At 34.5% G+C, this 19,443-nt stretch carries 19 protein-coding genes; 12 read left to right on the forward strand and 7 right to left on the reverse strand.

Annotation, left to right across the window (positions count from 1 at the left end):
• Positions 1-119: 119 nt before the first annotated feature.
• Positions 120-575, forward strand: coding sequence for a TlpA family protein disulfide reductase (locus tag ACWNMZ_RS10995; RefSeq protein ID WP_031534197.1), 456 nt, complete (start codon positions 120-122; stop codon positions 573-575).
• A gap of 228 nt (positions 576-803) precedes the next feature.
• Positions 804-1,463: a potassium channel family protein gene (locus ACWNMZ_RS11000; RefSeq protein ID WP_031534199.1), complete on the forward strand. Its 660-nt coding sequence runs from the start codon at positions 804-806 to the stop codon at positions 1,461-1,463.
• 172 nt (positions 1,464-1,635) lie between these two features.
• On the opposite strand, the gene rnjA is transcribed toward ACWNMZ_RS11000, so the two are convergent.
• From rnjA to def, 3 genes are all read right to left on the reverse strand, one after another.
• Entirely contained in the window at positions 1,636-3,303 is a 1,668-nt protein-coding gene (gene rnjA / locus ACWNMZ_RS11005) for a ribonuclease J1 (protein ID WP_251627362.1), read from the reverse strand.
• Positions 3,303-3,515: a DNA-dependent RNA polymerase subunit epsilon gene (locus ACWNMZ_RS11010; protein ID WP_031534203.1), complete on the reverse strand. Its 213-nt coding sequence runs from the start codon at positions 3,513-3,515 to the stop codon at positions 3,303-3,305. The genes rnjA and ACWNMZ_RS11010 overlap by 1 nt, the downstream gene beginning before the upstream one ends.
• An 814-nt stretch (positions 3,516-4,329) precedes the next feature.
• Complete coding sequence (def, locus tag ACWNMZ_RS11015; protein ID WP_031534205.1) at positions 4,330-4,884, reverse strand: peptide deformylase; 555 nt, start codon at positions 4,882-4,884, stop codon at positions 4,330-4,332.
• Positions 4,885-5,179: 295 nt separating this feature from the next.
• Between def and ACWNMZ_RS11020 the strand changes: the two genes are divergently transcribed.
• The 6 genes from ACWNMZ_RS11020 to ACWNMZ_RS11045 all read left to right on the forward strand — a co-directional run bounded on the left by ACWNMZ_RS11020 (position 5,180) and on the right by ACWNMZ_RS11045 (position 11,932).
• A complete protein-coding gene (locus ACWNMZ_RS11020) occupies positions 5,180-5,863 on the forward strand; it encodes a YkyA family protein (protein ID WP_251627360.1) in 684 nt (227 codons plus the stop codon).
• Positions 5,864-6,588: 725 nt separating this feature from the next.
• Positions 6,589-7,704, forward strand: a complete 1,116-nt coding sequence (pdhA, locus tag ACWNMZ_RS11025) for a pyruvate dehydrogenase (acetyl-transferring) E1 component subunit alpha (RefSeq protein WP_031534208.1) — start codon at positions 6,589-6,591, stop codon at positions 7,702-7,704.
• A gap of 3 nt (positions 7,705-7,707) precedes the next feature.
• Positions 7,708-8,685, forward strand: coding sequence for an alpha-ketoacid dehydrogenase subunit beta (locus ACWNMZ_RS11030; protein WP_031534209.1), 978 nt, complete (start codon positions 7,708-7,710; stop codon positions 8,683-8,685).
• A 90-nt stretch (positions 8,686-8,775) separates the two neighbouring features.
• Complete coding sequence (locus ACWNMZ_RS11035; RefSeq protein WP_251627358.1) at positions 8,776-10,056, forward strand: dihydrolipoamide acetyltransferase family protein; 1,281 nt, start codon at positions 8,776-8,778, stop codon at positions 10,054-10,056.
• Between the two features lie 3 nt (positions 10,057-10,059).
• On the forward strand, positions 10,060-11,469 hold the full coding sequence (gene lpdA, locus ACWNMZ_RS11040) for a dihydrolipoyl dehydrogenase (RefSeq protein WP_031534213.1): 1,410 nt from the start codon (positions 10,060-10,062) through the stop codon (positions 11,467-11,469).
• A gap of 217 nt (positions 11,470-11,686) precedes the next feature.
• Positions 11,687-11,932: a hypothetical protein gene (locus tag ACWNMZ_RS11045; RefSeq protein ID WP_031534215.1), complete on the forward strand. Its 246-nt coding sequence runs from the start codon at positions 11,687-11,689 to the stop codon at positions 11,930-11,932.
• Positions 11,933-12,140: 208 nt separating this feature from the next.
• Here ACWNMZ_RS11045 and ACWNMZ_RS11050 read toward each other — a convergent pair whose 3' ends face one another.
• Together ACWNMZ_RS11050 and ACWNMZ_RS11055 are read right to left on the reverse strand one after the other, a co-directional pair.
• A complete protein-coding gene (locus ACWNMZ_RS11050; protein ID WP_251627357.1) occupies positions 12,141-12,476 on the reverse strand; it encodes a hypothetical protein in 336 nt (111 codons plus the stop codon).
• Positions 12,477-12,587: 111 nt separating this feature from the next.
• Positions 12,588-14,057 carry an aminotransferase class I/II-fold pyridoxal phosphate-dependent enzyme gene (locus tag ACWNMZ_RS11055; RefSeq protein ID WP_251627356.1) on the reverse strand — a complete coding sequence of 490 codons (1,470 nt, stop codon included), beginning with the start codon at positions 14,055-14,057 and terminating at the stop codon, positions 12,588-12,590.
• 379 nt (positions 14,058-14,436) lie between these two features.
• Between ACWNMZ_RS11055 and ACWNMZ_RS11060 the strand changes: the two genes are divergently transcribed.
• Entirely contained in the window at positions 14,437-14,709 is a 273-nt protein-coding gene (locus tag ACWNMZ_RS11060) for a UPF0223 family protein (RefSeq protein ID WP_031534221.1), read from the forward strand.
• A gap of 159 nt (positions 14,710-14,868) precedes the next feature.
• Here ACWNMZ_RS11060 and ACWNMZ_RS11065 read toward each other — a convergent pair whose 3' ends face one another.
• Positions 14,869-15,489 (reverse strand): DUF1054 domain-containing protein, encoded by a 621-nt coding sequence (locus ACWNMZ_RS11065; RefSeq protein ID WP_031534223.1) that lies wholly within the window; start codon positions 15,487-15,489, stop codon positions 14,869-14,871.
• A 260-nt stretch (positions 15,490-15,749) separates the two neighbouring features.
• Between ACWNMZ_RS11065 and ACWNMZ_RS11070 the strand changes: the two genes are divergently transcribed.
• On the forward strand, positions 15,750-15,944 hold the full coding sequence (locus ACWNMZ_RS11070) for a hypothetical protein (RefSeq protein ID WP_031534224.1): 195 nt from the start codon (positions 15,750-15,752) through the stop codon (positions 15,942-15,944).
• A 290-nt stretch (positions 15,945-16,234) separates the two neighbouring features.
• Positions 16,235-17,035 carry an inositol monophosphatase family protein gene (locus ACWNMZ_RS11075; RefSeq protein WP_031534226.1) on the forward strand — a complete coding sequence of 267 codons (801 nt, stop codon included), beginning with the start codon at positions 16,235-16,237 and terminating at the stop codon, positions 17,033-17,035.
• A 4-nt stretch (positions 17,036-17,039) separates the two neighbouring features.
• Here the strand turns inward: ACWNMZ_RS11075 and ACWNMZ_RS11080 are convergent, their stop codons facing one another.
• Positions 17,040-17,234 (reverse strand): DUF5325 family protein, encoded by a 195-nt coding sequence (locus ACWNMZ_RS11080; RefSeq protein ID WP_031534228.1) that lies wholly within the window; start codon positions 17,232-17,234, stop codon positions 17,040-17,042.
• A gap of 339 nt (positions 17,235-17,573) precedes the next feature.
• Here ACWNMZ_RS11080 and typA point away from each other — a divergent pair, with 339 nt between their 5' ends.
• Positions 17,574-19,406, forward strand: a complete 1,833-nt coding sequence (gene typA / locus ACWNMZ_RS11085) for a translational GTPase TypA (protein WP_031534229.1) — start codon at positions 17,574-17,576, stop codon at positions 19,404-19,406.
• Positions 19,407-19,443 lie beyond the last annotated feature (37 nt).

Genomic DNA, 19,443 nt, shown 5'->3' on the forward strand with positions numbered 1-19,443 from the left:
CTCCTTTTGTAAAAATTAACTAGCCAAGTATTTTCTTTTTATTCCCTTATATGTATTTGATAAACTAGAGGTTATATTAATATTTTTTAGAGAGAAAAGGAAAGAGGGTAAATACTACTGTGAAAATAGGTGATCCACTTCCCGAATGGGGTGCTCCGACACTATGGATTAATGGAGAAACAAAAGGAATGGAGAAAGGTGGAAATAAAGTAACTTTAATTCACTTTTGGTCTATAAGCTGTTATTTTTGTAAAAGGGCTATGTCAGAACTAAACCAATACAGAGATTTTTATCAAGAAAATTTGACTGTTATCTCTGTACATTTTCCTCGTTCGGAACATGATTTGAACATAGAATTAGTGAAAAAAACGGTGGAGGAATATAAGATGACACAATCCATTTATGTAGATCATGAATTTCAGCTAGCCAAAGCATTTTCAAATGAATATGTGCCATCTTATTATTTATTTGATCAGGCTGGGAAATTACGATACTATCAGGCTGGCGGGATTAATTTGAAAATGTTAGATACCCGAATAAGTCGAGTATTAAATGGCCAATTAGACAGAACTTAGCGAATATAATTTGGCATCTGGAAAGTATATCAATACAGCTTCAATTAATGTTATAATAATGGCGTTTCATTAGATAACGGGAAACATCATTATTTAGGAGTTTTAACTGGCATTGATAAGATAGTTATGAATAGGTGTTGCTTCTCGCTTAAAATGAATGTTTATTATAGGAGATAATAATACATGTGATGCGAGATAAAATTTATACGATAGTTGGAGGATTTAATAGTGAAAAGAGCATTTGCGGTAATTGGCCTAGGAAGATTTGGAGGCAGTATTTGTCGGGAATTAACGGAACTAGGTATGGATGTTATGGTAATTGATAAAAGTGAAGAAAAAGTAAATGAATATGCAAATCTAGTTTCACATGCAGTGGTCGGTAATGCAGTAGATGAAACGGTATTAAAGAGTCTTGGAATCCGTAATTTTGATCACGTTATAGTTGCGATAGGCGAGGATATACAAGCGAGTATTTTAACTACTTTAATGTTAAAGGAGCTAGGTGTTAAAAATATAACGGTAAAGGCTCAAAATGATTATCATGAGAAGGTGTTGAGTAAAATAGGAGCAGATGCAGTAGTTCATCCAGAAAGAGATATGGGGAAGAGGATTGCGCATAATATTGTTTCTAATAATGTCCTTGATTATTTGGAGCTTTCTGATGAACATAGTATTGTGGAAATTAAGGCTAGCCACAAATTAGATGGTCGTTCCATTATTGATTTAGATATTCGTGCGAGATATGGAATCACGATTGTTGCTATAAAAAGAGACAAGGAGATTATTGTTTCTCCTCAGGCATCAGAACCAATAAGAGAAAATGATATTTTGATTGTTATTGGTGCGGATTCAGATATTAATCGTTTTGAAAAAAAGGTAATGTCTTAATCATTAATAAGAAAAAGCGAGGACTCTTGCCTAAATACAGTACAAATGAAAGAAAGATATTGGGTTTATGGTGCTAGACTTATAATTATTTAGTTTTTTAAAAATACTTTCATAACCGAAAAAAAGGCGCTGTATGTTCAAGAATTGAACATACAGCGCCTTTTATATACCGTTATACTTCCATAATTATTGGAAGAATCATTGGTCTACGTTTTGTTTTTTCGTAAAGGAATGGAGAAATCGTATCAATAATTTCGTTTTTGATTTCAGACCATTGTGTTGTTTTGCGTTCCATTACTTTATTTAGATGCTTGCTTATTAAGTTCTGTGCATCATTTATTAAATCGCCAGACTCGCGCATGTATACAAATCCTCTTGAAATAAGATCTGGTCCAGCTGCGATTCTAAAGTCTGTCATGTTAATGCTTACTACTACAACGACTAAGCCTTCTTCTGAAAGAATTCGGCGGTCGCGTAATACAATATTGCCTATATCTCCAATTCCGCTTCCGTCAATATAAACGTTTCCGGATGGGATTTTACCAGCAACTTGCGCTGTATCACTCGAAAGTGCCAATACTTCACCATTATCCATGATAAAGCAGTTCTCTTCCTTGACGCCACAGTCAACAGCAGTCTGGGCATGTGTTTTTTGCATTCTGAATTCTCCATGGATTGGCATAAAGAATTTAGGCTTAATTAGTCGTAGCATTAGCATTTGCTCCTGCTGTCCACCGTGACCGGAAGTATGAATATTGCTAAGTGGCCCAGAAATAACTTCAGCACCAGCTCTAAAAAGCATGTTTATTGTTTTATTAACGCTTAGTGTATTACCTGGTACAGGGTTAGATGAGAAAACAACTGTGTCACCAGGAATAATTTGGATTTGTCTATGTGTTCCATTGGCAATTCTTGAAAGAGCAGCCATAGGTTCGCCTTGACTTCCTGTACATAAAATCACAACTTGATTAGCCGGTAAACGATTAATTTGCTGAGGATCTACAAAGGTTTCTTTTGGAGCTTTTATAAACCCAAGCTCTAAGCCAATATTAATGGCAGCCTCCATGCTTCTTCCGAAAACAGCGATTTTACGACCGAATTCTACGGCAGCATCTGTTACTTGCTGTAAACGATAAATATTAGAAGCGAAAGTAGCGAAAATCAATCTACCATCTGCTTTAATAAATATGTCATGAATACTTTTGCCAACCTTTTTTTCGGACATTGTGAAATTAGGCACTTCACTATTTGTGCTGTCAGATAATAAACATAAAACGCCTTCTTTACCGATCTCAGCCATTTTTGTTAAGTTGGCAGGCTCCCCAACGGGCGTAAAATCGAATTTAAAATCTCCAGTGTGTACGATGTTTCCTGGTGGAGTTTTCACGACAATACCATAGGAATCAGGTATACTATGAGTTGTTCGAAAGAAGGAAACAGATGTTTTTCTAAATTTAATCACATCATCTTCTTGAATTTCATGCATCGTAGTTTGACGCAATAGTCCATGCTCTTCTAACTTATTACGAACAAGTGCTAATGCTAATTTTCCACCATATACAGGGATATTAACTTGTCTTAAAAGGTAAGGAATACCACCAATATGATCTTCGTGACCATGCGTGATAAATAAGCCTTTAATTTTGTCTACATTCTTCTCCAAGAAAGTATAATCGGGAATAACATAGTCAATTCCTAAAAGCTCGTCCTCCGGAAATTTAATACCAGCATCAATTAAAATAATTTCGTCTTGAAACTGGACACCATAAGTATTTTTACCGATTTCCCCTAGTCCACCGAGGGCAAATACAGCAGTTTGATCATTTTTTACAAATTTCATTATTCAATCTCCAATACTGTAAAGTCTTCGTTTTGTTGTTCATACTCTAAGAATGCACCTTCTACACGAGTTATAAACTCGATATTATATGGTTTTTCTGCCAATTTTGTTCTAACATCTCTTTCAGAAACACCTTTAACATATATTGTTCTTGTGTTTTCTCTTACTGGTACCTCTGTTTTTAAATCTTGAAAATATACTTTAAATATCATGGTAATTCGCTCCTTAATCATTTATATCTAAAATTATTATATAAAAAAATAACATGTTTTTCATGTTTTTTCTTTTAATAGCAATTATTATCAAAATCCATTGTTTGAAAGATAATCAACTTTATTATGTAAAATATATTTAAATCTTTATAAAATAAAAGGTCAGACTCTTCCCACTAAGCTTGGTTTATATAGTGGTATAATAACCACTATATTTAACAAAGCGTGGCATAGGTCGGACCATAAGAATACCCTTCAATTTTTTTAAGCTATTGTTTTTTTACGCAGTAAATCTTTCCACTGTTTTAAGAGCTTTTTTCTTAGCTTCTTTAACATAGTGGATCATCTCCTTAATTCTATTTTAAACCATTCTTGTACAAAGTAAAGTCATCTTCACATTTTATATTTTCTTTTTGTAAAAAAATAGTTTTTTGAGATGTTGTTTTTTTACCGATTCTTTCTTTTTTTAACTGAAGGTGATTTTACATGTGTTAAATCACATCGAATGGTTCGTTCATTTAATAGGCTTTTTTATATATGATAACAACAATCTTATTAAAAACAGCCTTTTATAGTAATAGTATATGAAATTTATTGCAGGATTCTCATGGTTAATGTTGGTAATTGTAAAATAGGCTTTTATTTCGTAATAATTAACTTTATATGAAAGCGAATGGGTCCCCTCTAATGGAAGAGGGGAAGCAAGAAGATTGATTTATTTCTATTGTAATTGTTTAGGAGTGGAAGGGAGAAGAAGGCTCGAAGAAATTTATTAAATGATCGAACCAGGAGGAAAGAAGGAATGTTCTTAACTCTATCTTTCCACTGGAATTGCATTTTCAATAGGAAGAAAAGGATCATTTTCATTAATGTAATCATAGAACATGACACCATTTAAATGATCAATTTCGTGTTGGAATACAATAGCTGGTAAGCCCTTTAGTCGTAGCTTTACTTCCTTGCCATCTAAATCAATAGCTTTTAATGTGATTCTTGCATATCTTGGCACAAATCCTGGGATGGCTTCGTCTACAGATAGGCAACCTTCTCCTGTAGTTAAATAGGCTTTTTCAACCGAATGGCTAATGATTTTTGGATTGAAAAGGGCGTAGCTATATTGCTTGCCATTTTCATCTTTAACATGAACAGCAATCATTCGTTTGGAAACATTTATTTGTGGTGCAGCTAATCCAACACCGCCTCTTAAACCATATTTTTCCGCTAATTCAGGGTCTTGACTATTTATTACATATTCAAGTAAGCTTTTTAAAATTTCTTTATCTTCTTGACTTGGTGGCATTGTAACTTCTGCTGCTACTCTTCTTAATGTTGGATGACCATCCCGAATAATATCTGCCATTGTTATCATCATAATCACTTCCTTGTTCTATCTATAAAGTAGTCTAACAGAGAAAGAATGAAAAGTTAATACAAGAGAATAGTACTTTATGCAATAAGATAATCATATATACCCATAATATATTATAGGACAGGCTAATATGTTTAATATATAAACCGTTTCATTTTACTTAAATTGAATAACACTATATTATGACGGAATTAAAAAGGGTTAGTAATAAGGAAAAGGGAGTAATAATAAGCCAACCGTTATTGTAAAAATACAGAAGAATCGATATAGTAATAAGAAAGTGAGGAGGAAACAGATGAAACGAAGTATGCTATTGTTTAGTACAATCTTGCTATTTGCAATGATTGCTGCTGGATGTAATTTTCAGTCTCCAAGTGAGAAAATGTATGAAAAACTAGAAGAAGTGGTTGAAATTGAAATTGGCTTTGAAGAGCAGCAAGAGCCTCTTGTGACTTTAGAGAAGAAAGAACAAGACATCTATTCCGAAATAATTAGTCTTGGCTTAGAAGATATGGATGAAATCACAAAATTATCAGATGAGGCCATAGAATCTATTGCCAAGAGAAAAGAATATATGGATAAAGAAGCAGAAAGCATTAAACAGTCGCAAGAAAAGTTTGAGACAATTACAACTGATATGGAAGAACTAGAAGAAAAAGAAGATAAAGAGCTAAAAGAAAAAGCAGACGAACTTTATAAAACAATGATGGCCCGTTATGAAGAACATGATAAATTATACGCTAATTACATAGAAGGGCTTAACAGTGATAAAAAACTATATGAAATGTTTAAAGATGAAGATGTGAATATGGATGATTTAGAAAAGCAAGTAAAGAAAATAAATGAAACATATGAAAAAGTGTATGAAAATAATCAAACCTTTAATGAACTGACGAAAAAATATAATGAACTAAAAGTAGACTTCTATAATGAAGCAGGAATAAAAATTAAGATGAGTGATGAGAAGGAAGAGGAGTAAGTAGCTTTTTTATATTTTTTTATGTCTTCCAAGTTTTATTTTCATTTACCGCAGGAACAGAATCTGTCAAGGAGCAAGAAAATTGCTGAATTGGACAAACTGTTACTGTGGTTTTTTTATAGGGGAAAATAAATTTTTTTGAAATACGTGGCTGTCTAAAGATGGACCAACATGGCACAATGGTGGAGGTGAGAATTAGCAAAAGTTTTACGGAAATTCCTGCGAATTAAAATACATTTAATGATAGAAACTGTTGTTACTGTACTTCTGTATTCTTTAATCGCAATAATGTGTTTATTCGACAAGGAGGAAAATTATTATAAAACAGTTGTAAATAGTGGTATCTGTATAATACAGATGTAGTTTTATAAATAATACAGTTGTATTAATTTTATGTAAAAAATAATAAAAACTTAGAGCTTAAAGATTGACGGATAATATTTAAGTATATTAAACTTATAAATGTATTGAACAGTTGTATTAATATTTACATATTAATAATTGATACAGTCTATACGGAAACCGAATTAATTTATAAGACGTTTTTTCTTGCGTAATTTGTGGAAAACTGTTTTAGTATGGTTTTTTTTGTTACTTAAAGTGATATGCTGTAAGTAATAGAAAGCGTTACCCAACTGAATGTTTACCACATTCAAACACATTGTAAACATCTATTTGTTTTTACAGAAAAAAGTCTTTTAATATGAAAGGAAAGGGTGGCTTTAATGGCTTCTAAAACAAAGAAGGCACAATTTGATGTGCAAGCACAGCTTGAACAAGTGGCAAACCAATTTCAAACACTTCAGATTCTAAATGAAGAGGGCGAAGTTGTAAACGAATCTGCAATGCCTGATTTAAGTGATGAGCAATTACAAGAATTAATGACTCGTATGGTATATACACGTATTCTTGATCAACGCTCTATCTCATTAAACAGACAAGGTCGCCTAGGTTTCTATGCACCTACTGCAGGACAAGAGGCTTCTCAATTAGCTTCACAATTTGCATTAGAAAAAGAAGATTTTATTCTTCCAGGATATCGTGATGTTCCGCAAATTATTTGGCACGGGCTTCCTTTATCTCAAGCATTCTTATTCTCACGTGGTCACTTCCAAGGAAATCAAATTCCTGAAGGTGTAAACGTAATTTCTCCACAAATCATTATCGGTGCACAATACATCCAAACTGCTGGTGTAGCATTAGGAATGAAAAAACGTGGTGCTAAATCTGTTGCAATTACGTATACAGGTGATGGTGGTGCTTCACAAGGTGATTTCTATGAAGGAATTAACTTTGCTGGTGCATTCAAAGCTCCTGCAATTTTCGTTGTACAAAATAACCGTTTTGCAATTTCTACTCCAGTTGAGAAACAATCTGCTGCGAAAACAATTGCTCAAAAAGCAGTTGCTGCAGGGATTCCTGGAATTCAAGTAGATGGTATGGACGCTTTAGCAGTTTATGCTGCTGTTCGTGAAGCTCGTGAAAGAGCAATCAATGGTGAAGGTCCAACATTAATCGAAACTTTAACTTACCGTTATGGTCCACATACAATGGCTGGAGATGACCCAACTCGTTACCGTACAGCTGATCTTGACAGCGAGTGGGAAAAGAAAGACCCATTAGTGCGCTTCCGTAAATTCCTTGAAAACAAAGGCATTTGGAACGAAGAAAAAGAAAACGAAGTAATTGAGCGTGCTAAAGAAGAAATTAAAGAAGCAATCAAAATTGCTGACGAAGCTCCAAAACAAAAAGTAACTGACTTAATGAACATCATGTATGAAGAGCTACCAGTTAATCTTCAAGAACAATATGAAATTTATGCAGCAAAGGAGTCGAAGTAAGCCATGGCGCAAATGACAATGATTCAAGCAATCACTGATGCGTTACGCACAGAATTACGTAATGATCCAAATGTATTAGTATTTGGAGAAGACGTAGGTGTAAACGGCGGTGTATTCCGTGCGACAGAAGGTCTTCAAAAAGAATTCAGTGAAGATCGTGTATTTGATACTCCATTAGCTGAATCTGGAATTGGTGGTTTAGCAATCGGTTTAGGACTTCAAGGTTACCGTCCAGTACCTGAAATTCAATTCTTTGGTTTCGTATATGAAGTAATGGACAGTATTTCTGGACAAATGGCTCGTATGCGCTATCGTTCAGGTGGACGTTACAACGCACCTGTAACTATTCGTTCACCATTTGGTGGTGGGGTTCATACTCCTGAACTTCATGCGGACAGCTTAGAAGGATTAATGGCACAACAACCTGGTCTTAAAGTTGTTATCCCATCTACTCCTTATGACGCTAAAGGTTTGTTAATTTCTGCTATTCGCGATAACGATCCTGTTATCTTCTTAGAGCATATGAAATTATACCGTTCATTCCGTCAAGAAGTTCCAGAAGAAGAGTACACTATTCCTCTTGGAAAAGCGGATGTAAAGCGTGAAGGTAAAGACCTTTCTATCATTACTTATGGAGCGATGGTTCAAGAGTCTATTAAAGCAGCAGAAGAATTAGAAAAAGAAGGATATTCAGTGGAAGTAGTTGACTTACGTACTGTAAGCCCACTTGATATCGATACAATCATTGGATCTGTTGAAAAAACAGGTAGAGCAGTTGTTGTTCAAGAAGCACAAAAACAAGCTGGTATTGCGGCTAATGTTGTTGCTGAAATCAATGATCGTGCAATTCTAAGCTTAGAAGCTCCAGTTTTACGTGTAACTGCACCAGATACTGTATTTGCATTTACACAAGCTGAAACTGTATGGCTTCCAAACTTTAAAGATATTATTGAAACAGCTAAAAAAGTTCTAACTTTCTAATTAATACCGAATAATATTTACGCAACAATTAGAAGATAAGTTAGTTGAACGAAGAAAATTTTTTCATAAGATTATTAGGAGGTTGTCACATTGGCTTTTCAATTTAGATTGCCTGATATTGGTGAAGGTATTCACGAAGGCGAAATCGTAAAATGGTTTGTTAAACCAGGCGATAAAGTTCAAGAAGATGATGTATTATGTGAAGTGCAAAATGATAAAGCAGTAGTAGAAATACCTTCTCCTGTTGAAGGTACTGTAGAAGAAGTTAAGGTTGAAGAAGGAACAGTAGCAGTTGTAGGCGATATTTTAATTACATTTGATGCTCCTGGATATGAAAATCTTCAATTCAAAGGCGATCATGGTGATGAAGCTCCAGCTGATGCTGAAGAAGCAAAACCTGATGCTGCTGAAGAAAGCAAAGCACAAGAAGCAGATGTTGATCCAAGCAGACGCATTATTGCAATGCCTTCTGTACGTAAATATGCTCGTGATAAAGGCGTAGAAATTCAAGCTGTTTCTGGTTCTGGTAAAAACGGACGTATTTCAAAAGAAGATATTGATGCTTACTTAAATGGTGGTGCAACACCTGCTAGCCAACCAGCTGCAGAAGCTGCTCCAGCTGAAACAGCAACGGAAGCTCCTAAGCCACTTGCTATTCCAGAAGGTGATTTCCCAGAAACTCGTGAGAAAATGAGTGGAATTAGAAAAGCGATTGCTAAAGCAATGGTAAACTCTAAGCATACTGCTCCTCACGTAACATTGATGGATGAAGTGGAAGTGTCTAAATTAGTTGCACATCGTAAGAAATATAAAGAAGTTGCTGCAGCAAAAGGTATTAAATTAACATTCTTACCTTATGTAGTAAAAGCTTTAACAAGTGCACTAAAAGAATTCCCTGCTTTAAACACATCATTAGATGATGCTACAAGCGAAATCGTTCATAAGCATTACTATAATATCGGTATTGCTGCTGATACAGAAAAAGGTTTATTAGTTCCTGTTGTTAAAAATGCTGATCGTAAAGGTATCTTTAACATCTCTAACGAAATTAATGAACTTGCTGTTAAAGCAAGAGACGGTAAATTAGCTCCAGCTGAAATGAAAGGTGCATCTTGCACAATTTCTAACATTGGTTCTGCTGGTGGACAATGGTTTACTCCAGTAATCAACCATCCTGAAGTTGCTATTTTAGGTATTGGTCGTATTGCTGAAAAAGCTATCGTTCAAGATGGAGAAATTGTTGCTGCTCCTGTATTAGCACTTTCTTTAAGCTTTGACCACAGAATGATCGACGGAGCTACTGCTCAAAATGCAATGAATCATATTAAGCGTTTATTGAACGATCCAGAACTATTGTTAATGGAGGCGTAAAACATGGTAGTTGGAGATTTTCCTATTGAAACAGATACTATAGTCATTGGTGCGGGTCCTGGTGGATATGTTGCAGCAATTCGCGCAGCACAATTAGGACAAAAAGTTACAATTGTTGAGAAAAACGTATTAGGTGGAGTTTGCTTAAACGTTGGATGTATTCCTTCTAAAGCTTTAATCTCTGCTGGACACCGTTATGAGCATGCTGCACATTCTGCAGACATGGGTATTACAACTGAAAATGTAAAAGTTGACTTCTCAAAAGTTCAAGCTTGGAAAGACAGTGTTGTTAAAAAACTTACTGGTGGAGTAGAAGGACTTTTAAAAGGGAACAAAATTGATATTGCATATGGGGAAGCATATTTCGTAGATGCTAACACATTAAAAGTAATGGATGAAAAATCATCTCAAACTTATACTTTTAAAAACGCAATTATCGCAACAGGATCTCGTCCAATCGAAATCCCTACTTTCAAATTCTCTAAGCGAGTTCTTGATTCAACTGGTGCTCTTGCACTTCAAGAAATTCCAGAGAAAATTGTTGTAATCGGTGGAGGATATGTTGGTACTGAATTAGGTGGAGCTTACGCTAACTTTGGTACTCAAGTGACTATCCTAGAAGGTGCTGATGAAATTCTTGGTGGTTTCGAGAAACAAATGTCTTCATTAGTTACTCGTAACTTAAAGAAAAAAGGTGCTGAAATCATCACTAAAGCAATGGCTAAAGGTGTAGAAGAAACGGACACTGGCGTTGTTGTTAAATATGAAGTTAAAGGCGAAGAAAAATCAGTTGAAGCTGATTATGTATTCGTAATGGTTGGTAGAAAACCTAATACAGACGAACTTGGATTAGAACAAGTTGGTATCGAATTAGGCGAACGCGGAATCATTAAGACAGATAAGCAATGCCGTACAACTGTAAGCAATATCTTTGCTATCGGTGATGTTGTTTCTGGTCCTCCATTAGCTCATAAAGCTTCTTATGAAGGTAAAATTGCTGCTGAAGTTATTGCTGGACATAATGCAGAAATCGACTATTTAGGAATTCCTGCAGTTGTATTCTCTGAGCCAGAATTAGCTACAGTTGGTCACACAGAAGCATCAGCTAAAGAAGCTGGTATCGAAGTGAAAGCTGCTAAATTCCCATTTGCAGCAAACGGACGTGCATTAGCACTTAATGATGCTGAAGGTTTCATGAAGCTTGTTACACGTAAAGAAGATGGTCTTGTAATCGGTGCTCAAATCGCTGGTCCAAGTGCATCTGATATGATCGCTGAATTAGGTTTAGCAATCGAAGCTGGTATGACAGCTGAAGATTTAGCTATGACTATCCATGCTCACCCAACTTTAGGTGAGGTAACAATGGAAGCAGCGGAAGTTGCAATTGGTAACCCAATTCATATCTTACGTTAATTGCTAAAAAAAGAAGTCCTCTTTATAAGAGGGCTTTTTTTTGACTTTAAAAAGGAAAGAAATCTATTAATTTTATCCATTTTTCATATAGTCAGCTTTATTCCGTCCAGCCATATTACTGTTTTTTTGAAGAAAATAATTATAAAATAAAACAAAAGATTGATACATATACTAGTATTAATTGTTAGGTTTTAGGAAGGAAGGGTGGTGGTTTTTCTTGAAGATTTATACGGCAATTTTATTTCAACTAATCATTTGGAGTGGCTTTTCGATCATAGAATGGTTATCAAGACATGATTTAATCCTCTATAAAGTGTTTATGTTTGGGGTGTTCTTTTATTTAGCGATTATTATAGGAAATACAATCATAAAATCAACAAGAAAAACGATGTTAGCCACGATGATTAGTTTATCTATTTACGGATCCTTCCATTTAATTATGACGATTATTTCTGTAGTCTAAATATAACATAACATACAATTAAAAAGGATTAGATAAGTGTTTTGCTCTGAATCATTTGGACTTGCTTTTTTGGATAAGAAGAAAGTAGAGAGGCAATCTCTGTTACCATTGCCATTTCCTTATAAACAAAACAGTAATACAATACAAAAAATGCCCTTGGATAATCAAAGGCATTTTATTTAAATAGAATTAAAAACCATGCAACTATTTATTGTCTCCGCTTTGATGGTATTTTTCCAAAATAGCTTTTAAGAACAGTGAAGATCGATAGTATTAATAAGAAAAACATAAGAAAGCTAAACATAAATGAAACGGGATGAAAAATAGTTTTCGTTTGCATGGGAGATTCGAATGAAACTTCTAATGGATAGGCATTCGATGAGGCAGGCAACAGCTTTTGTTGTTCTGCAAATGGGATGGGACCACCAAAACGAAAGGATTGTGTTAATTGCGTCGGTTTTTGTACTATGTAATTTTTAAAGAGAAACGGGGTAGCAAGACTAATTAGTAAACTTATAATCGTCATAATCAAATAATTTTTCAAAAAGAAAACTCCAATCTGTTCTTACCTATAGAAATAAATGTTTAGCATTTTTTATATCCAAATAGAAGACAGGAATACCTTCATTTGGCATTCCTGTTACCTAAAGCACTATTATCTTATCGCGCGATGCTCTTTAATAACGCGAAGCTTTTTGAAATCGTAATCCTCAGGCCCCTGAACAGGTAATCCTGCTTCCATATTTCGTTTTATATAGGCAAGGTTATCTTCTGTAATAATTTCGCCAGGGATGAATATAGGGATTCCTGGAGGGTATACCATAATAAATTCCGCAATGACTCTTCCAACTGAATCATCAAAATTAATTAATTCTGTCTCAGAGTAGAAAGCATCTCTTGGTGTTAGCGCTAGTAGAGGGATGTTTGGCAGCATTACTCGTGCCTCCACTTTAGACGCTTTATCTTTTCTTTCTTCAGCAAGTGCTTTTAGGGCATCAATTAAAATATTGGCCTCTTTTTCTGAATCTCCAGGTGTAATAATGCACAGGATATTATACAAATCTGACATTTCCACTTCTATCCGATAATTTTTACGAAGCCACTCTTCCGTATCATGGCCTGTTATGCCAAGATCCTTCACGGAAATAATTAGTTTAGTCGGATCATAATCAAATGCAGAGTCTGACTCAAGAATCTCTTCTCCAACACAGTATAAGTGTTCAATGTCATTAATTTGTCTTCGAATGTATTGTGCAAGATTTATCGTTTTATCTATTAGTTGTTTTCCCTCTGTTGCAAGTCGCTTTCTCGCAACATCTAATGATGCTAGCAACAGATAGGATGTGCTAGTTGTTGTCAACATACTTAGAATGGACTGGACTCGCTTGTAGCTAATTAGGTCGCCTCTCATATTTAAAATCGAACTTTGTGTCATAGAACCACCAAGTTTATGTACACTTGTTGCTGCGATATCTGCACCTGCTTGCATTGCAGACATGGGCAGAGCCTCGTGAAAGTGAATATGAACTCCATGTGCTTCATCCACTAGAACAGGAATATTGTAGGAATGAGCTAAATCCACAATTGTTTTTAAATCAGCTGAAATGCCAAAATAAGTTGGATTAATAACAAGTAGTCCTTTCGCATCTGGATGAAGGTCAAAAGCATGCTGAACAGACTCAACCGTGATTCCGTGAGAAATACCAAGGTTTTTATCTACTTCTGGGTGGATAAAAATTGGAATAGCTCCGGCAAATATAATCGCAGACATAACAGATTTATGAACATTTCTTGGAACAATAATTTTATCTCCTGGGCCACAAACACTCATGATCATTGTCATGATAGCACCACTTGTGCCTTGAACGGAAAAGAAAGTATGATCTGCTCCAAACGCTTCAGCAGCAAGTTGCTGGGCGTGTTTAATCATCCCTTTTGGATAATGAAGATCATCAAGAGGACCAATATTAATAAGGTCTATCGAAAGGGCGTTTTCTCCGATAAAGTTTCTAAATTCTGGATCCATTCCATTCCCTTTTTTATGCCCAGGTATATGAAATTGTATAGGATCTTTTTTAACATGTTCCAATAATCCGTGGTATAACGGTGTTTCGTGTTGTGACAATTTATTACTACACCTCTTTATTAAGTATTTTTATGCAAACATTAGCGAACTTTATTGAAATTTCTTATGTACGTGCTAGAAATTTATTGTACCTATTTGTCGCCCTATTGTCTTTAATTTCGTTACTCTTAACAAGTTTTACCCTAATTTCAAATTATAAAAATCATAAAACAAAAGAATTATAGCATTTTTTATTTTCTTTGCATACAATTAGTTTTTACTATAGCAAAAAGAATTATTTTTTTACATGCCTTTTTGGGTGCATAAGCTTATAAAACAAAGGAAAAAGTTAGTATGAAGAAACAAGTTTTACTTTCTTGCTTACTTAAATTACAATAGATTTTATCTGAAAATACTTTAAATAATAGGATGTGGAAAAATGGATTATCAATACCCAATCGATATCGATTGGTCAACAGATGAAATCATTACGGTAGTTAAGTTTTTTGAATGTATTGAGAAAGCCTATGAAAAAGGTGTAGAAAAAGCTGAATTAATGGAACAATATCGAGCATTTAAAAAAATTGTCCCAGGGAAAGCGCAAGAAAAGAATGTCTGTGATGAATTTGAAGAAGTAAGTGGATATTCTACATATCGAACAATCAAAAAGGCGAAAGATGCTACAGAGAATAGCAGAATAAAGATGCCATAGGAAAAGGGTTATACATAAAAAGCATTCTAAGAGCAATCTTGCTAACTGTAAAGTCATGATGCTAATTAGGGTGCTTTTTTTTTCCGCATCTATTGAAGGCTAGTAGAGTGATTCTTAATAGACAAAAAAACTTGGTATACCCAAGTTTTTTTGTCCTCTTTAATACTCCATTGATAATTTATAAATTGGAAGTAATGTATCATATGTATGTTCAATTAAGGAGAGTAATGCTTCTCCATTTGAAAGAATCGGATTACCAACTGGGATTTGCTGACCAACTAAAAATTCAGCTTTTTTTACATCGCGGAACCTTGTTAAAGCTGCTTTTAAATCGGCTTCTTCTATTTTTATAGCCTCTTTTTTCATATGATCCATGGAAAGGAAATAATCTTTCGGCAGAGATGACTGTATTAGCTCGTAATTTTCTAAAAAGCCTTGTGCAATTTCTTTCTTTTTTGGAAGTTCGTATATATAAGCTAGCCATATAAAGAGATGGTCATCAAATAAGCCAACTTGGAAATGTGGATGTTGTTTATATCCACGCTTATTATTTGCAATCGCAAGCCATGTATCTTTTGGGGGATTCACGGTCCGTCTTGCGTGCTTGGCAATATGGAGGAACATTTCCATTCCGAGTTTACCTGAAAGTTCATCTGTAAGCTCTGCGCCAATTTCGAGGAATTTCGGCTGAATTCTCTCTTGAATTGCTTCCATTCTTGAATCCAGTCCTTCAATCTTAAATGTATCAAAATCTTTTTGTATAAAACCAGTGAACGACATTATTTCTTATCTCCTTTTGAGTTTATCTCTTATGTTTCCGGGTAAATAGTTTATATATAATCAAGTAAGCTATTTAGTTATTTTCTTGTATATTCATCTTTTGATATGCTTTTCGCCAATATTGTAGCATACATAAATAATATTATGAAGAAATTTGGATTGCACTAGGTTATCGCACAAAAAAGGAGCAAGCTAATTGGTTTTCACATAATATATATGAAATCACAGAAATGCAAGTCGATGAAAGGGGTGTACTGTCAGTGAAACAATTGATGAATTTAGCGAAGAAAATGGAAGTGGAAAAGGAAAAAAGGGCTGTTCTTCGTCTAGAAATGGATTATGAATTGGCTACCTTATTCGATGCAATCAATGAAAAAGATGAAAAACAAAAAAAATTAAGTAAGCAAAAACTAGAAAGAATCAGGCAGGAACTTCTAAGACTTAAAGCATTATAAGGAATATAATAGATAATCATGCAGCTGACTCTATAGGAAGGAAATTTGAATTCCTATAGAGTCAGCTGCATGATTTTGCTTGCTACATTATTTAGGGAATGATAGGAAGGAAACTTGTTTAATGGCAATCGACTTTTTAAATAGTTATTCTATAGCACTGCAATTTATAGAATTTTCTTATTTTATGATACTATAGAGAATAAGATAGCTTCTTTTGAAGTATGTTTAGAGATTATATTAGCTAAAATATAGGAAGTGCTGGAAAAAAGAATGTAAAGAAGGTTGAGAAAATGACAAATTGGCTTGAAATTGATAAGTATGCAAAAGAATGGATAAAAGAAGCGGGGGAAAGGATCATCAAGTCTTTTTCATCTGAGCTCATTATTCAAACAAAATCTAATAAAAATGATTTAGTTACGCAAATAGACAAGGGGACGGAAGAGTTTTTGATAAATAAAATAAATGATGTTTTTCCTGCTCATCGAATTTTAGGAGAAGAGGGAGTAAGTGAATCTTTAGAAGATTTAAAGGGGATTGTCTGGATTATTGATCCAATTGACGGAACGATGAATTTTGTCCATATGCAACGGGATTTCGCGATTTCAATCGGTATTTATGAGGATGGAATAGGGAAAATCGGCTTAATTTATGATGTAGTTGCAGATGAACTATACCATGTTCAAAAGGGGAATGGGGTATATATGAACGAAACAAAGCTACTCCCTTTAAAGGACACCGCTGTTGATGAGGCTATTATTGGATTAAATGCAACATGGGTTACGAAAAATAAACGTATAGATCCGAGCATTTTAGAACCACTGGTAAGGGAATCTAGAGGAACGAGATCTTTCGGGTCAGCTTGTTTAGAACTTGCCTATATTGCAGCTGGACGAATGGATGCTTATCTCACTTTAAGATTATCGCCATGGGATTACGCAGCAGGCAAGATAATGGTGGAAGAACTTGGAGGAAAGGTAACAACTTTAAAAAATGAGCCTCTTGATTTATTAACACAACAATCTTTTTTTGCTTCTAAACCTGGATTACATGAGGAAATACTCGAAAAATATTTAAAGGATGGTAACTGGTAAAAGACTAACACTGCTGTTTTTCCAATATTTGTTGCATTTTCTTTTTCTTTTGGGATCGAAGTGACCAAATCCCACACATTAAGAAAAAACAAATGAGTGTGCCAACTAATGTTTTTTCAGCAATACATATACCGATACCAATAAAACTTGAAATTCCATAGATGTTATAGTAAAAAAATGGATATTTATCAAAATTCATGATTATCTTCCTTTATTATGGTATATATTAATCGGAAATAATAGCGTATGATAATGATTAAATGATCCCACAGCGACTAGATGTGGGTTTTTTATCTATTTTCTCCTTCTATAATACAATGGGATGGCTTGGAAAGAACAGAAAAAATGTAAAGAAATTGATAATTATCGGATAAAAAGGTTAGTTTAAAAAATATTTTCGAAAATAGCGTTTTCATTCAGTGTTTTTTATAAAAGCTTTTAGGTTTCTTCGGAATTATGTGATATAATGACTCAGTTATAATATTATTAAAAAAATAAATTAAATCAAGATAGACATATTTAGGTAGGAGTGAAATTTTTGAAAATTAGAGAAGATATTCGTAACATTGCTATTATTGCTCACGTTGACCACGGTAAAACAACGTTGGTTGACCAGCTGCTAAAACAATCCGGCACATTCCGTACAAACGAGCATGTGGAAGAACGTGCAATGGATTCCAATGATTTAGAAAGAGAACGTGGAATAACAATATTAGCGAAAAATACTGCTATTCAATATAAAGATAAACGTATTAATATCCTAGATACACCAGGACATGCTGATTTTGGTGGAGAAGTAGAACGTATCATGAAAATGGTTGACGGTGTTCTACTTGTTGTTGATGCATATGAAGGTTGTATGCCTCAAACACGTTTCGTATTGAAAAAAGCATTAGAGCAAAACTTAACTCCAATTGTAGTTGTTAACAAAATTGACCGTGACTTTGCTCGTCCTGCTGAAGTAATTGATGAAGTTCTTGACTTATTTATTGAATTAGATGCAACAGAAGAACAATTAGAATTCCCTGTTATCTATGCATCAGCTATTAATGGTACAGCCAGCACAAACCCTGAAAAACAAGATGAAAACATGCAATCATTATATGATTCAATTGTAGAGCATATTCCTGCACCAGTTGATAATCGCGAAGAGCCTTTACAATTCCAAGTAGCTCTTTTAGACTACAACGACTATGTTGGAAGAATTGGTATCGGTCGTGTATTCCGCGGTACGATGAAAGTTGGTCAACAAGTAGCTTTAATGAAATTAGATGGAACTGTTAAACAATTCCGTGTAACAAAAATCTTTGGTTTCTTCGGATTGAAACGTCAAGAAATCGAAGAAGCATACGCTGGAGATTTAATCGCAGTATCAGGAATGGAAGATATTAACGTTGGTGAAACTGTATGTCCTTTTGAACATCAAGATGCACTTCCAGTTTTACGTATCGATGAGCCAACTCTTCAAATGACTTTCTTAGTTAATAACTCTCCATTTGCAGGTAAAGAAGGTAAATATTTAACTTCAAGAAAAATTGAAGAAAGATTACGCGCTCAATTAGAAACAGACGTAAGTTTACGTGTTGAAAATACAGATTCTCCAGATGCATGGACTGTATCAGGACGTGGAGAGCTTCATTTATCTATCTTAATTGAAAATATGCGTCGTGAAGGTTATGAGCTTCAAGTTTCAAAACCAGAAGTTATTGTTAGAACAATCGATGGTGTTCGTTGTGAGCCAATCGAGCGTGTACAAATTGATGTTCCTGAAGAGCATACAGGTTCTGTAATGGAGTCAATTGGTGCTCGTAAAGGTGAAATGTTAGATATGATTAATAATGGTAACGGACAAGTTCGTTTAATCTTTAACGTACCTGCTCGTGGACTAATTGGTTATACAACTGAATTCTTAACATTAACACGCGGATATGGTATCATCAACCATACATTCGATAGCTATCAACCAATGGCATCAGGCCAAGTTGGTGGACGTCGTCAAGGTGTATTAGTAAGTATGGAATCTGGAAAATCATCTACTTATGGGATTATGCAAGTAGAAGACCGCGGAATTATCTTTGTAGAAGCTGGGACTGAAATTTATGAAGGGATGATTGTTGGTGAGCATACACGTGAAAATGACATTACTGTTAATATCACAAAAGTAAAACAAGCAACAAACATCCGTTCAGCAAACAAAGACCAAACAGCAACAATGAAAAAACCAAGAATTATGACACTTGAAGAATCTTTAGAATACTTAAATGAAGATGAGTATTGTGAAGTAACTCCAGAATCCATTCGTTTACGTAAAAAAATCTTAAATAAAGCAGAACGTGAAAGAGCTGGCAAGAAGAAAAAATCTGCTGAATAAATAAAAGAAAAGGAGTCATCTGTTGATGGCTTCTTTT

The sequence above is a fragment of the Niallia sp. Marseille-Q9988 genome (genome assembly GCF_976954375.1).

Coding starts and splice junctions, on each gene's coding strand:
- ACWNMZ_RS11080 (WP_031534228.1), bottom strand. CDS start 17,234: ATGAATTTTGATAAATATCCATTTTTTTACTATAACATCTATGGAATT.
- ACWNMZ_RS11010 (WP_031534203.1), bottom strand. CDS start 3,515: ATGATATTTAAAGTATATTTTCAAGATTTAAAAACAGAGGTACCAGTA.
- lpdA (WP_031534213.1), top strand. CDS start 10,060: ATGGTAGTTGGAGATTTTCCTATTGAAACAGATACTATAGTCATTGGT.
- ACWNMZ_RS11060 (WP_031534221.1), top strand. CDS start 14,437: ATGGATTATCAATACCCAATCGATATCGATTGGTCAACAGATGAAATC.
- ACWNMZ_RS11030 (WP_031534209.1), top strand. CDS start 7,708: ATGGCGCAAATGACAATGATTCAAGCAATCACTGATGCGTTACGCACA.
- ACWNMZ_RS11020 (WP_251627360.1), top strand. CDS start 5,180: ATGAAACGAAGTATGCTATTGTTTAGTACAATCTTGCTATTTGCAATG.
- ACWNMZ_RS11075 (WP_031534226.1), top strand. CDS start 16,235: ATGACAAATTGGCTTGAAATTGATAAGTATGCAAAAGAATGGATAAAA.
- ACWNMZ_RS11065 (WP_031534223.1), bottom strand. CDS start 15,489: ATGTCGTTCACTGGTTTTATACAAAAAGATTTTGATACATTTAAGATT.
- pdhA (WP_031534208.1), top strand. CDS start 6,589: ATGGCTTCTAAAACAAAGAAGGCACAATTTGATGTGCAAGCACAGCTT.
- rnjA (WP_251627362.1), bottom strand. CDS start 3,303: ATGAAATTTGTAAAAAATGATCAAACTGCTGTATTTGCCCTCGGTGGA.
- def (WP_031534205.1), bottom strand. CDS start 4,884: ATGATAACAATGGCAGATATTATTCGGGATGGTCATCCAACATTAAGA.